General features: G+C 33.3%; 15 protein-coding genes, 1 tRNA gene and 1 rRNA gene. 13 read left to right on the forward strand and 4 right to left on the reverse strand.

Annotation, left to right across the window (positions count from 1 at the left end; all coding sequences use genetic code 11):
- Positions 1 to 83: ribosomal RNA gene (gene rrf, locus H4K35_RS14300) — 5S ribosomal RNA — on the forward strand; the annotation flags it as partial.
- Between the two features lie 372 nt (positions 84 to 455).
- On the opposite strand, the gene H4K35_RS14305 is transcribed toward rrf, so the two are convergent.
- A complete protein-coding gene (locus H4K35_RS14305; protein ID WP_182628630.1) occupies positions 456 to 941 on the reverse strand; it encodes a regulatory protein RecX in 486 nt (161 codons plus the stop codon).
- Positions 942 to 1091: 150 nt separating this feature from the next.
- Here H4K35_RS14305 and H4K35_RS14310 point away from each other — a divergent pair, with 150 nt between their 5' ends.
- The 9 genes from H4K35_RS14310 to H4K35_RS14350 all read left to right on the forward strand — a co-directional run bounded on the left by H4K35_RS14310 (position 1092) and on the right by H4K35_RS14350 (position 8477).
- Entirely contained in the window at positions 1092 to 1586 is a 495-nt protein-coding gene (locus H4K35_RS14310; protein WP_182628631.1) for a DinB family protein, read from the forward strand.
- 209 nt (positions 1587 to 1795) lie between these two features.
- Positions 1796 to 2305, forward strand: coding sequence for a hypothetical protein (locus H4K35_RS14315; protein WP_255492489.1), 510 nt, complete (start codon positions 1796 to 1798; stop codon positions 2303 to 2305).
- A 280-nt stretch (positions 2306 to 2585) separates the two neighbouring features.
- Positions 2586 to 3887, forward strand: coding sequence for a phage integrase SAM-like domain-containing protein (locus H4K35_RS14320; protein WP_182628632.1), 1302 nt, complete (start codon positions 2586 to 2588; stop codon positions 3885 to 3887).
- 3 nt (positions 3888 to 3890) lie between these two features.
- The gene (locus H4K35_RS14325; protein WP_182628633.1) at positions 3891 to 4790 is read left to right on the forward strand and encodes a hypothetical protein; all 900 of its coding nucleotides are present in this window, start codon (positions 3891 to 3893) and stop codon (positions 4788 to 4790) included.
- 75 nt (positions 4791 to 4865) lie between these two features.
- A complete protein-coding gene (locus H4K35_RS14330) occupies positions 4866 to 5144 on the forward strand; it encodes a helix-turn-helix domain-containing protein (protein WP_182628634.1) in 279 nt (92 codons plus the stop codon).
- Positions 5145 to 5147: 3 nt separating this feature from the next.
- Complete coding sequence (locus tag H4K35_RS14335; protein ID WP_182628635.1) at positions 5148 to 5549, forward strand: hypothetical protein; 402 nt, start codon at positions 5148 to 5150, stop codon at positions 5547 to 5549.
- Between the two features lie 97 nt (positions 5550 to 5646).
- Positions 5647 to 6855 carry a hypothetical protein gene (locus tag H4K35_RS14340; RefSeq protein WP_182628636.1) on the forward strand — a complete coding sequence of 403 codons (1209 nt, stop codon included), beginning with the start codon at positions 5647 to 5649 and terminating at the stop codon, positions 6853 to 6855.
- A 246-nt stretch (positions 6856 to 7101) separates the two neighbouring features.
- Positions 7102 to 7512, forward strand: coding sequence for a hypothetical protein (locus tag H4K35_RS14345; RefSeq protein WP_182628637.1), 411 nt, complete (start codon positions 7102 to 7104; stop codon positions 7510 to 7512).
- A gap of 2 nt (positions 7513 to 7514) precedes the next feature.
- Entirely contained in the window at positions 7515 to 8477 is a 963-nt protein-coding gene (locus H4K35_RS14350; RefSeq protein ID WP_182628638.1) for a hypothetical protein, read from the forward strand.
- A 142-nt stretch (positions 8478 to 8619) separates the two neighbouring features.
- On the opposite strand, the gene H4K35_RS14355 is transcribed toward H4K35_RS14350, so the two are convergent.
- A tRNA-Leu gene (locus tag H4K35_RS14355) sits at positions 8620 to 8699 on the reverse strand.
- A gap of 159 nt (positions 8700 to 8858) precedes the next feature.
- Here H4K35_RS14355 and H4K35_RS14360 point away from each other — a divergent pair.
- The 3 genes from H4K35_RS14360 (at position 8859) to pth (ending at position 11133) form a co-directional block, all read left to right on the forward strand.
- Entirely contained in the window at positions 8859 to 9800 is a 942-nt protein-coding gene (locus H4K35_RS14360) for a ribose-phosphate pyrophosphokinase (protein WP_182628639.1), read from the forward strand.
- 27 nt (positions 9801 to 9827) lie between these two features.
- Positions 9828 to 10436: a 50S ribosomal protein L25/general stress protein Ctc gene (locus H4K35_RS14365; RefSeq protein ID WP_182628640.1), complete on the forward strand. Its 609-nt coding sequence runs from the start codon at positions 9828 to 9830 to the stop codon at positions 10434 to 10436.
- Positions 10437 to 10566: 130 nt separating this feature from the next.
- The gene (pth, locus tag H4K35_RS14370; RefSeq protein WP_182628641.1) at positions 10567 to 11133 is read left to right on the forward strand and encodes an aminoacyl-tRNA hydrolase; all 567 of its coding nucleotides are present in this window, start codon (positions 10567 to 10569) and stop codon (positions 11131 to 11133) included.
- A gap of 111 nt (positions 11134 to 11244) precedes the next feature.
- Here pth and aspS read toward each other — a convergent pair whose 3' ends face one another.
- Positions 11245 to 12993, reverse strand: coding sequence for an aspartate--tRNA ligase (aspS, locus tag H4K35_RS14375; protein ID WP_182628642.1), 1749 nt, complete (start codon positions 12991 to 12993; stop codon positions 11245 to 11247).
- Positions 12994 to 13069: 76 nt separating this feature from the next.
- Positions 13070 to 14242: an MFS transporter gene (locus H4K35_RS14380; RefSeq protein WP_182628643.1), complete on the reverse strand. Its 1173-nt coding sequence runs from the start codon at positions 14240 to 14242 to the stop codon at positions 13070 to 13072.
- Between the last annotated feature and the right edge of the window lie 17 nt (positions 14243 to 14259).

Genomic DNA, 14259 nt, shown 5'->3' on the forward strand with positions numbered 1-14259 from the left:
CTCTTCCCATTTCGAACAGAGAAGTTAAGCCCGCTAGCGCAGATGGTACTGCCACATGGTGGGAGAGTATGTCGTCGCCCTTCTTTTGAAAGCCTGATTACGCAAGTAGTCAGGCTTTTTTTTTGGTTTACAGTGAATGGTGAATAGTGAATAGTGAACACAGATTTCGTCGCTCTTTGCTCTTCGTTCGATACTCGTTGTAAAGCACAATTATCTTACAAATCGCACAACTAACAAACCGTAGCGTAGATTCATCGAACTCCAAAACCATTATAAACTAGGTGAGATAAACCGCGCAAAGAACAAACCGCGCAAAAAACAAATCGTAGATTCATCGAACACCAAAACAATTATAAACTAGGTGAGATAAACCACGCAAATAACAAACTCTACCACGCACATCAATAAAACTTCTTCTAAATAAATAAAAGCCCGTAAAAGGGCTTAAAATTCGTTTATTGACTATTATTTTCTAATTCCTGAGTCTTAGTTATTATGTCGGACATGGCATATCCCTTTCGGAATAAATAGGCTTGAAACTTTTGTTTTTTCTTTTGTATATCAGTATCTGTTAGCTGATTCCATTTGTTTTCGCTAATGCGATCGAAAGTTTCATAATATTCTTCATCGTCAATTTCTGCAAGCGCTAATGTGATTAAGCGATGATTAATATCTCTGAATTTTAATTCTGAAGTGATTCTATTTCTACCCCAAGCACTCAAGCGGTGTTTGCCGCGTGCAAAACTCTTTGCAAATCGCTCTTCATTGAGATAATTCTGTGCTATGAGGTGAACGATGATTTCATCGTGTATTTGGGGTGTTATACCTAATTGGAACATCTTGTTTACTACTTCGGAATGACAGCGGTCTTGATACGCACAGTAATTTTCTAGTTTTCGTTTGGCCTCATCAAAGGAAAGGTAGGTAGTTTCTCGATTCAAGTTTTCATTTTTTTACAAATATAGTGACCCCGGAGGAAGTACCCTAACCTGGTTTGTTATTCCTTTTTAATAAAATTATATTTTTCAAATAAATTGATTATGTGCCTTTCGTTTCGTAGCTTTCCTAGAAGAAAAATAACATTTTGAATTATGAGTATCAACAAAAGTTTCTTGCTAGAATTACAGCATGAATTAAATAGTACAAGAAAAATTATCGCTTGCGTACCAACAGATCAATGGGATTGGAAACCTCATGCAAAATCTATGAGTTTAGGGGATTTATCTAAGCATATTGTTGAGTTAATTGTTTGGACGGAGTGGATTACCAAGCAAAAGTCACTGAATTTCCATACGGAATACAAGGCGTTAGAGGCTAAAACAACAGAAGACTTATTAGCGTTGATTGATGCATTTGAGAAACGAGTTGTGGTAGCGTTAGAAGGCATGACTGAAGAGCAGTGGATGGAAAATTGGGCACTAAAAGCCGGGGAACACACTATTGTGGAAATGCCTAAGGTTGGCGCTAACCGTTTTCTTGTAAATAACCACATCTACCACCACAGAGGACAGCTTTCTGTCTATTTGCGTTTGTTGGATATTCCAATTCCTGGGATGTATGGTCCTTCTGCAGATGATGCAAAATAGAATAGTAAATGGAAAAGGCTAACAGGATATGTTAGCCTTTTTTGTTGCATGGCGTTTCGGTTTCTATCTGGAATTTGAGTTGTTGTTCCTGTAATTTCGCCTCCTTCTTTTTATTCCTGTTGGAATAGGTATTGGTTGAAATAAATAACAAAAATTTTGTAAAATTTAACGTTGTATTTTGTTTATTTTCGCGAGCTAAAATAGAACGTATGCACTTAAATAAATTATTTTTTTTTCTTGTCAGCTTGTGTGTGTATCAATCCACTTTTTCGCAAAACAAGAATAATACGGTTTACATTAATCTTGGCGGACAAGGGATAGAAACCTCTTTTAAAACAAGACTGACATATGATATTCACTTAGAAGCTTTCGCTGGCGTAGGAGCAGGCTATAAGTTAGAAGAAACAAGTGGATATTATTATGAATATGGTTTTATTCCTTTTACTAAGGCCAATTTGAAGTGGCATTTTGTCAATGAAGAGGAACGAACTTTTTATCTGGCTACTCAAGTAAAGTATTCTTTTGGCAAAACTTCAGATCCAAGTTATAATCAAATATTGATTACGGAGGGACATATTGGTAATGAACAATACATTACTCCTCGACTGATTTTTAACATCCATGTAGGTGGAGGATATATTCAAGATTTTGACGTTCAACACGGCGAGTTCTTGTTTACGTTCGGAGTTACGTTGAAGTACGCTGTTTTTAAGTTTTAAAACTTAAAAACAAAAAGGCCTAACTCATCGAGTTAGGCCTTTTTTTAGTACCCGGAGTGGGAATCGAACCCACACAAATACCTTGTAAATACCTATGTTTTGTAAATATTTGATTTTAAGTATTATTCTATTGTATTTCAAGTAGTTGTATTGTTTTTGTCTTTCTATTTTTATTGAAATAAATCTAATAAAATTGAAAGGTGTTGACTAATGGTTGACTAAATGTTGACTAACTTATTATAATTGATTATTTTTGAGTGTTCAGTTTAAATCAATTATTATGGCAACAATTAAATTCTTTTTACAAAGTAAGAAAGAGAATGCACAAATACACGTTCGCGTTTCTGTCAGTCGGGGTCTAGTGGTTAGGAAAAGTACAGGTTTTATTATTAATGCTCAACAATGGAGTGAGAAAACAGGTTTACCTAAACAAACTAATGCAGAGAGTAAAACACTACGCAATAGTTTAAATAGACTTCAAACGCATTTATACGAGGTTTTAAACGACGATTTAGCAAAAGGTGTACTTATTGATGGGAATTGGTTAGAAAATCAAATAAACACTTGTTTTAATCGTATTGATAAATCAGATACAAATGTATTTGTAAATTATATTCAATTTATGATTGATAATGCCAGCACCAAAGAAACAAGAGGGGGGAAAATAGGATTAAGTGAGGGCACAATTAAAAATTATCGTTCGTTTAAAAAGATTATAGAGGAGTTTGAAAAGTATTCTAAAGTAAAAATACTCTTTAAAGATATTAATAAGTCTTTTACGGAAAAGTTTAAAACGTGGTTACTTAAAACCAAAAAATACACAGTTAATTATTCAGGTAAACAATTCGAGTTTATTAAAACGGTGTGTTTAGATGCACAAAAGAATGATATTAATGTTACAATTCATTCAACTACTTTGCAACCTTTCAGACAGCAAGACAAAGACCGATTTATTCATACACTTTCATTTGATGAGTTATTACAGATATATCATACTGAAATGCCGACAAAACACCTTAAAACCGTTCAGAAGTGGATTTTAATAGGTTGTTATATAGGGCAAAGAGGGGGCGATTTATTGAGTATCACACCTGATAATATAAGAGAAAATACAAAAGGAGTATATATTGATGTATTACAACAAAAAACAGGTAAGAATGTTACTATTGGCGTAATGCAAGACTTTGTATTAAGTATTTTAAAAAATGATTTTCCTGAACCTGTCTCACTTAATAAGATAAACTATCATATATCTAAAGTTTGTGAGATAGCAAAGATTAATGAAGTAGTTGAGGGATATATAACTAATTCAGAAACTAAAGAAAAGGAATTAGTGTCTTTGCCAAAATACAACTTTATAACTTCACATAGTTTTAGACGTTCCTTTGCAACTAATTTTTATAAACAAATGCCTACACCTGTAATTATGAGTATAACAGGACATACACAGGAAAATATATTCTTAAAGTATATTAACCAAAGACAGGACAAAGATGCAAATGCAGATTTATTTATGTCCTTTTTTGAGAAAATGAATAGTAATAATAAACCAACTCTAAGGGTTATAAAAAAAGTTGTTTAGGTTATGCGAGAGTTTAGTTTAAGAATATTAGATTTTCAGTTGCAGAAATTTAAGGAAATTATTTTAAATGATATCCAAAAGGGATACTTAACATATAACTTCTCAATCGTGTCTATAGGAGTAAATTTTTTAGATGTAATTGATTTTGAAAATTATTTAGTAAGAACAAAAATAGAGAATGATAGACTTTTACACACAATTTATAAAGTTTCAAATGATATATTAGATATATATATAGATTCAGAAGATAAGATAAATTTTAAAGAGAAGGAGGTTATAGAGAAATCACTGCCTTCTGATTGGAAGATAAAGTTATGTGATAGGGCAATTGCACAAGTTAAGGCTGGTTTTATCTGCCTTAGAGTTGAGGAAGGTAAGATTAGGGTATATGAAGAATATTATGAAATTGGAGCCTTTAACAAAATATATGTTCCTAATTATGATAATCATAAAAATTTTATTTCAATAATTACAGATATACAGTTGATTAGAAATTTAATTACAGAGTATTTTCCAACTGTTAGAGAGGAATATTTAAAAAAATATTATCCTGAATTAATAGTAGGAACGGAACAAATAGAGTTGGAAAGTACTTCAAACAATATTTTTTATTCAGATATATTTAAAGGGAATGATAGTCTTAATTTTTTCAATATATTTTTAAAAAGGAGAGAAGAAGATGATTTATTTAATTCTGTAAGTTTTCTTGTTAAGAAGATGAAAGAGGATGGTATGATAATGAGAGACGTATCATATAAATCAATGGTTGAATTTTTGGAGAAAGCAGACCTTATACCAATGGAATACATGAAATTTAATGATAATCATTCGTATAATAATAAAGCAGATAGTAAAACACGAAAATTGTTATACACTAGTTTAAAAGAGGAGTTCCGAAAATAGGGAAAAAAGTCATAAAAATAGGAATTGAAGTAGATAGACCTTTGACTCATTATTAATTTATAAACGAATTGTAAAATGAGTCAAATTCAATTTATTTCTGTTACACCTCAACAATTGCAAGAGGAAATCAATAAAGGGGTTCAAGAGGTATTAAGTACCTTTTTAGAAAACTTCAAACCAAGACAACCAAATGAATATTTAACACGTCAAGAGGTTGCAGAAATGTTTAAAGTAGATATTTCTACTATTCATAATTGGTGTAAGTCAGGTAAACTAAAACCTTTCGGGTTAGGTGCACGTGTTTACTTTCTAAGTAGTGATATACATAATTGTTTAATCCCTTTAAATGATTAGTATATGAGTACAGTTTTTAAAATACCTGATTATTATAGTCATTTCTATTTATTAACGCATTCGGTTAAGAGTTATAACATTTTCGAAATCATTAATCAATCAACTAAAGTCACTAATTTATTGACAGAGGTTTTGAGAATTGAAGATTTTAGAGGTTTTTCTAAGGCAAAGGGAATTGATAAATACTTACGACTGCGTACTACTTCTAATTGGGCAACTTCCGAAAAGGTTACAGGATTAAGACCTACGTTTAAACAAAATGTTTTTTTTGGTGACAGAGTGTTTAATGGTAAACGTAGTTTGTTGGTTTTCGTTTTTAATGATAATCAATTAAAGATAGACGTTTATAGGTCTTTCTATACTCGTAATCAAACCATTTTAAACAGAATTATAGAACAGTATTAATTAAAAAAGAGGTGTTTAAACGCACCTCTTTTCAATTGTTCAGTTTAAAATCTTACAGCATTATTGTAAGAATTTTATTAATTCAAATGTATATAAAATGGTTGATTTTATCAAAGTGATGTTACCATCTAAATATCAATCAATTTTAGAGTGTAACGAACACTTAAATTTTACAGAGAAAGTAAATACTACTACAGGAGAAATACTATCGTGTTATAAAGTTGCCTATTATAAAAATATGAAGTTTGAAATACATAATTCGGGTAATATTTTTATAAGTGGTAGTCTACATAAGTTATTTAATAATGGGCAACACAATTACAATGATTTTCATATTGAAGACCTTTTAAATACTATTCAGTTTTTAAGTTGCCAATTTAACATTAATGCACAAGATTGTCGGTTAAGATGTTTAGAGGTAGGAGTTAATGTTGTTGTGCCTTATGAAGTGGATAAGATTATTAATTATTCTATTTTACATAGAAAAGTACCATTTGAAGTAAAATATAATAGTGTTGATGGTAATTACAAACAGGCGATTCATTCACAGTATTTTATAAAACTATATAATAAAACAAAACACTTTAAAAAAAGGTTTTCAGATGTACCTGATAACTTGTTACGATTCGAGATTAAGTATCGAAAAATGGAAAAATTACATAGTATTGGTATTTATTCTTTATTGGATCTTCAAAAAAAAGTTTTTACAGAGTTTAAAAGTGTACTTCACATTGAATGGGATAATATTCTATTCTATGATTTTACTACCCAAATTGACCATTTAAAGGAAAATGTGAGATTAAAGATTGAAAGGTATGACAGTCTTAATTATTGGAATGGTCTTATAAAAGGCACAAATGAAAATTATAAATATCATAAAAACCAATTAAGAGAATTTACAAACAAGTACTCTAATAAGGTTCAGAATGAAGTAAGTGTTTTAATAGGTTGTAAAATAGATTCATTAATAAAGATAACTACCCAAAATGACTATTTATATATAGTGTCAAATCAGGTAGTTAATACTAAAAAGTGTATAATTACAGGTGTGGATATCTCAATGCAGAAAGAGTCAAGTAAATTATTATCACACACAGGATTAAAGTATTATTATAAAAATAATATTGTGCTATTTAATAAAATCAAAAACAATTATCTAAGTAGTAATAGAGTTAATGATTCTTTTGCTTTGCAAATCAAAGAGATAGCGCATAATATTAGAAATAAGGCAAACAATGTAAAACTTAGAAATATGAAATATTACACTTATAAGCAGTACAATTTGATTCAAGATTTAGGAGTTTAGTTAATGTGTCGGGTAATTACGCGCGCGCGTAGTGGTTACTTTTAAACAGGATAAATTATATATTATTAATCTATTCAAATGTATTTTTTGAGTCCATCACGTGTGATTAATTTTTCTATAGTTTTAATTGTTTCACTGTATTTACGGGTTGTTTTTTTAATTTGCCCTATTGTTAAATACCTATTTGTTAGTTTTTTGTTTTTTACTATATTGATAATTTAATACTTTTGGTTAAAAGTAAAAATTATGAAAGTATTTAGAAAAGTATTATTGTTTCTAGTTTTAATGTTTGGTTGTTTTGTTAATGCTCAAACGGTAAATGACATACCTTTAAAAGAATTGGATGTTGAGTATATTTTAATTGTTGGAGAAGGGAAAATGTTTAGTGATAAAGTGAGTGTGAAAATTGATTTTGGACAAAATACAAAATTCTTTAGTAGTAAAGATGAAATGTTTATCCGTGATAAAGAAGGCGAACGCGTGAAGTTTAATTCAATGGTTGATGCCTTAAATTATTTATCAGGTCATGGTTTTCAATTTGTGCAGGCTTATGCAATTACAATAGGGAATCAAAATGTATATCATTATTTAATGAGAAAAGAGAATGATATAGAAAGATTGACAAGAGAAACGAGAGAAACTAATAAAGATAACTAGTAATGCTTAATAAAACATTATTATTGATGCTATTTTCTGTAGTGTCATCATACGGACAAATTACAACTACTAAAGTACCTCAACAGGTTGAAATTGCAGATGAAAAACCTTATGATGGGTCTAAGAATTTTTTAGGAAAAGATGTTCGTAAGTATATTGGGGAGGAACTTTATCTAAATGGTAAACGTAAAGGAATGCAATATTCTGGATATGAGGGTTTTTTGAATAATTACAAGAAAAAAGATATTTTAAACGAATCAAATATTTATAAATGTTGTGATGGTTTTCATTCGAAATATAATGAACTGACAGGAAAATATTTTGTTGTTTTAGATGTTATACCTCACCCAGAGGCATCAACTTCAGAATATTTATACAAAAATGTTTCTTTTTTGAAATTAGAAGAAAAAGAAAGTAAGGATATAGTTTATTTTAAATACAATAGTGAATACGAACATAGTTTTCCTTTTATTTCTGTTAGACACTTTAATAAAGTTAGAGAATCAGAGAAAGGAAAAAAATTTGTGATTAGAGGTTTTAATTGGTCATTACCTGATTTAATGGTTGATAAAAACACAGGTAAAGCAATAGAGGATTTTACTGCGGGAAGTATTTGGGAGTGTATTGACATAACAATTGAAGAAAAAGATTTTAAACTCGCACTTGTTCTTAAAAATAGTAAAGGTGAGGAAGTATTATTGAAAAGAATGTTTTCGCAATTGCCGTCATTTGTATTTTCATTAGAGTCTGCGGAATTGTATAAAAAGAAGTTTGGTAGTGAAAATTGGACAAAAATTGTAGGAGGAAACGTCTCTTTAGGAATGACAAAAGAAATGTGTGAAGTGTCTTGGGGTAAACCAAAGAAGATTAATCGTACAACTACTTTAGAAGGAGATTCTGAACAATGGGTATATTCAGATAATTACTTATATTTTGATAAAGAAATTTTAACAGCAATACAATAGAGAAGATAAAAAAAGAGTGTCTATAAAGGCACTCTTTTTTATTTCATACTTATTTCTATCTATATAAATTAATAAGATGTTGACTAATGGTTGACTAAAATACAAATAAAAAACCCTAACTACATAGTAATTAGGGTTTTCGTGCCCGGAGTGGGAATCGAACCCACACTCCTAGGAACACGAGTTTGAGTCGTGCGCGTCTACCAATTCCGCCATCCGGGCATTTGGTGTTGAATTGTGAGTGCAAATGTAAAGAAAAAAATATTCTAACAAAGAAAAAAATCAAAAAAATTCTATTAGTCAATTAATATTTTATAAATTTGCATCGCTGAATTAGTATAAGGAAGCGCTAACTAACAACATAACAACTAATTAGAAAAAATGTTAAATCCTGAATCAGAAGCAAAAATTTTTGCTTGTTCTCAAAGCATCGAATTAGCAGAGAAGATAGCAAAAGAATATGGAGTAGAATTGGGTAAAGTTACATTGTCACATTACAGTGATGGTGAGTTTCAGCCCTCTTTTGAAGAATCTATAAGAGGACGAAGAGTTTTCTTAGTGTGTTCTACGTTTCCATCTGCGGATAACCTAATGGAATTATTGTTGATGTGTGATGCTGCAAAAAGAGCATCAGCTAGACATATCACGGTTGTAATTCCTTATTTTGGATGGGCTAGACAAGATAGAAAGGATAAACCAAGGGTTCCAATTGGAGCTAAATTAGTAGCGAAGTTATTAGAATCAGCTGGAGCAACTCGAATCATGACTATGGATTTACACGCAGATCAAATTCAAGGATTCTTCGAAAAACCAGTGGATCATTTGTATGCTTCAACGATCTTTTTACCTTACGTAAAAAGCTTGAACATCGAGAACTTGACAATTGCATCACCAGATATGGGAGGATCAAAAAGAGCATATGCCTATTCTAAGTTTTTAAATTCGGATGTTGTAATCTGTTATAAACAAAGAAAAGAAGCAAACGTAATTGAAAAGATGGAGCTTATTGGCGAGGTGAAAGGACGTAACGTTATCTTGGTAGACGATATGATCGATACTGGAGGAACGCTTGCTAAAGCTGCAGATATGATGTTAGAGAGAGGAGCTTTGAGCGTACGTGCAATTTGTACGCATGCTATTCTATCAGGAAGTGCGTATGAGAAGATTGAAGAGTCTTCTTTGACAGAATTAATCGTAACCGATTCAATTCCGTTAAAAAAACCATGTGACAAAATTAAAGTATTAAGCTGTGCACCTTTGTTTGCTGAAGTAATGCACAATGTGCAATCGAATATGTCGATTAGCCAAACATTCGTAATGTAAATTATTAATTAATAAATATTTAAAGTAATGAAATCAATTACAATTAAAGGATCAGAAAGAGAAAGCGTAGGTAAAGTGTCTACTAAAGCCTTACGTAATGCTGGAATGGTTCCTTGCGTAGTATACGGAGGAGAACAATCAGCAATCCACTTCACAGCAGAAGAGAAAGCATTCAAAAGTTTAGTTTACACTCCGAACGTACACACTGTTGTGATTGAATTAGAAGGTGGTAAAAAAATCAATGCAATTTTACAAGATATTCAGTTCCACCCGGTATCTGACAAAATCTTACACATCGATTTCTACCAATTATTCGACGATAAAGAAATCACTTTAGAAGTGCCTATCAAAATTTCAGGTAACTCTAAAGGAGTTATGGCTGGGGGTGTATTAAACATCAACAACCGTAAATTAAAAGTTAGAGCTTTACCAGCTAACTTACCTGACTTCGTAGAAGTAAACATTTCTGACTTAGAAATGGGGAATAAATTATACGTTACAGACATTAAAACGGATAACTATAAATTGTTACACCCAGATAACACAGTAGTGTGTCAAGTGAGAATTTCTCGTGCAGCGATGAAAGCAGCTCAAGAAGCAGCAAAAGCAGCAAAAGCACCTGCAAAGAAAAAATAATTGTAGACGCTATATTATATTTAAAAGCGCTTGTATTTGTACAAGCGCTTTTTTTATTTGTGCGAAATAACTTATGGAATGTCTTGTCTTTACGTTATTTTTGTACGTTAAAAATTAGTCAGAGAATACAATGAAAAAGTTTTTAATTGTCGGTTTAGGAAATATTGGTGCGGAGTATATTCACACCCGTCATAATATTGGATTTAAGGTTGTGGATCAAGTGGCCCGTGATTTGGGTGGCGATTGGCAAACGGTGAAATTAGGTAGCTTGGCTGAAGTAAAAGTGAAAGGGAGAACGTTGTTGTTACTAAAACCCAATACCTATATGAATTTAAGCGGAAAAGCTGTTCAATATTGGATGCAAAAAGAGAATATTCCCTTAGAGCAAATTTTGATCGTAACGGATGATTTAAATATTCCATTTGGAACGATTCGAATCAAAGCCAAAGGATCCGATGGAGGGCATAATGGATTGAAGAGTATTCAAGCCGTTTTAGCCAATACGAATTATCCGCGTTTTCGATTTGGAATTAGCGATGAATTTAAGAAAGGACAGCAAGTGGATTATGTTTTGGGTGAATGGTCTGCAGAGGAGAAAGAAAAGCTTGTAGAGCGCCTAGAAACGTCTTCTAAGGCTATTCAAGAGTTTGCTTTGGGCGGATTAAACAATGCGATGAATATGTACAACGCCAAGTAAGGCAATATGCAATAAAAAAAGGAATGAGTTTAAGGAACTCATTCCTTTTTTATTTACAGTCAACCGCACACCGTCAACTGTAAACAAAAAAAGAGCCACTGGCTCTTTTTTTTATGCTTTAATAGCGATGTGTAATTCTTCTAATTGTTCTGGACGGATGGCACTAGGTGCATCAATCATTACGTCTCTTCCTGAGTTGTTTTTAGGGAAGGCAATGAAATCGCGAATCGTTTCTTGTCCGCCTAAAATAGCTACTAAACGGTCCAAACCGAAAGCTAATCCTCCGTGTGGTGGTGCACCATATTGGAAAGCATTCATCAAGAATCCAAATTGTTTTTCCGCTTCTTCTTTAGAGAATCCCAAGTGTTTAAACATCAATTCTTGTGTTGCTTTATCGTGAATACGAATAGAACCTCCACCAATTTCATTTCCGTTTAAGACCATGTCATAGGCGTTTGCACGAACCTTTCCTGGATCTGTATCTAGCAATGCCATATCTTCTTTTTTAGGAGAAGTAAATGGATGGTGCATCGCAAAATAGCGTCCTGATTCTTCATCCCACTCGAATAGAGGGAAGTCAATCACCCATAAAGGAGCAAATTCATCGGCTTTTCTCAAGCCCAATCTATTTCCTAGTTCCATGCGAAGTGCACTTAATTGTGCTCTAGTCTTATTTGCAGGACCTGAAAGAATGAAGATAATATCTCCAGTTTGTGCACCTGTAATAGTTGCCCATTGCTTCAAATCTTCTTGATCATAGAACTTGTCTACCGATGATTTGAAAGAGCCATCAGCTTCACATTTACAGTATACCATACCTGAGGCACCTACTTGTGGGCGTTTTACCCAGTCAATTAGAGCGTCGATTTCTTTTCTAGTATAGGCTGCTCCACCAGGTACTGCAATCCCTACTACTAATTCAGCGCTGTTGAAAACACCAAATTCTTTGTGTTGAGCTACAGCATTTAACTCACCGAATTTCATTCCAAAACGAATATCTGGTTTGTCATTTCCATAGGTACGCATGGCTTCTTCAAAAGTCATTCGTGGGAATTTGTCAATTTCAACCCCGTGAATAGATTTTAACAGATGTTTGGTCATTCCTTCAAAAGTATCCATTACATCTTCTTGGTCTACGAATGCCATTTCACAGTCAATCTGTGTAAATTCAGGCTGTCTATCTGCACGTAAATCCTCATCGCGGAAACATCTCACGATTTGGAAGTAACGATCCATACCTCCGACCATCAACAATTGTTTGAAGGTTTGTGGAGATTGTGGCAAGGCGTAAAATTGACCTGGATTCATGCGAGAAGGTACGATAAAATCACGAGCCCCTTCTGGCGTAGAACTGATTAAATAAGGTGTTTCTACTTCACAGAAATCTTGTGCTGAAAGGTAATTACGCACTTCTTGTGCTACTTTATGTCTGAAAAGTAAACTGTTTTTTACCGGGTTTCTACGAATATCCAAGTAGCGATATTTCATGCGAATATCTTCTCCACCATCTGTTTCATCTTCAATAGTGAAAGGCGGAACACTCGATTCGTTTAAAATCGTTAGTGACTCAACTAAAATCTCAATATCCCCTGTTGGCATATTTGGATTTTTTGATGCGCGTTCGATAACCGTTCCTGTTACTTGAATCACATACTCACGGCCTAAGTTTTTTGCCGTTTCAAAAACAGTTTTATCTGTTCGCTCTGCGTCAAAAATCAACTGTGTTATGCCGTAACGATCGCGTAAGTCAACCCAAATCATAAAGCCTTTATCACGGTGTTTACTCACCCAGCCAGACAGGGTAACTGTTGTATTTATATCAGAAGCACTTAGTGCTCCACAAGTATGAGTTCTATACATGGTAAAAAATTATTTCTGCAAATTTATAAACTTATTGTGAATCGCGGGTCTTTTGCTAGTAGAATGTAGTTGTAAACTATTGAATTTCTTGTGGCAAAGATGCTTCTCTTTTTTTAAATTGAATAAATAGATAGGCGAGCATAGCGCCGCATAAGGCCATTCCAGCACCAACCCATTCAGGAGAGTTATATCCAAAGCCCATCGTAATTGGAATTCCTCCTAGAAAAGCACCAAGGGCATTCCCAATATTAAAACAGGCCTGTCCTGCTGATGCCGCTAACATTTCCGAACCTTTGGCATTTTTGATCAACAACATTTGTAGAGGCGAACCGATGGTAAAGGCAACTAGTCCGGTTACCAAAGACATGGCATAAGCCATCCATTGAATATGAACTGTATAGTACACGATAATCAAACAAGCGGCCATCAAAGTAAAGGAGACAATTACTGCTTTTGCTGGAGAAAAGGTATCCGCAATTTTTCCACCAACAAAATTACCTAAAAACATACCTAACCCTACTAAAGTCATGATAATGGGAATATTTGCTTCGGGAATCAAGGCAATATTGGTCATCATTGGTGCGATATAGCTGATCCAGGCAAAAAGTCCCCCAGTACCAATAGAAATTAGCGCGACTAAAATCCAGGCAATTGGCGTTTTGAAAAAGGCCATTTGTTTTTTGGTATTGGTGGTAGTATCTGCTTGTAGTTTGGGAATCCAAAAGTAAATGGCGAGTGTAGTTAATACACCCATTGAGGCAATTAATGCATATGCTTCACGCCAAGTGTAATGTTGTCCGATCCAGGTGCTTAAGGGCACTCCAACGAGGTTGGCCGTAGTTAATCCAGCAAACATGATGGAAACCGCTTGGGCTTCTTTTCCTTTTTGGGCGAGTTGTGTAGCTACCACTGATCCTACACCAAAAAAGGCTCCGTGCGGCAACCCAGACATAAAGCGCGTAGCGATTAAGGTCGAATATGAAGGTGAGAGTACAAAAAGAACGTGGAAAACAGAAAATAACAACATCAAGGCCATTAACGTTTTATGCGGGGCAAATTTATTGGATGACATAACCAATAATGGAGCACCAACCACTACTCCTAAGGCATAGGTTGAGATAAAATTTCCTGCTTTTGGAATGGATATGCCTAAGTCATTTGCAATTTCGGGCAAAAGGCCCATCATCGAAAATTCGGTCATACCGATGGCTAGTCCACCAACAGCTAGAGCTAATAAGCTTTTATTCATTGAAAATATGTAAAATT

This window comes from Myroides sp. NP-2 (assembly GCF_014145665.1).
In the GTDB taxonomy this organism is placed as follows: Bacteria; Bacteroidota; Bacteroidia; order Flavobacteriales; family Flavobacteriaceae; genus Flavobacterium.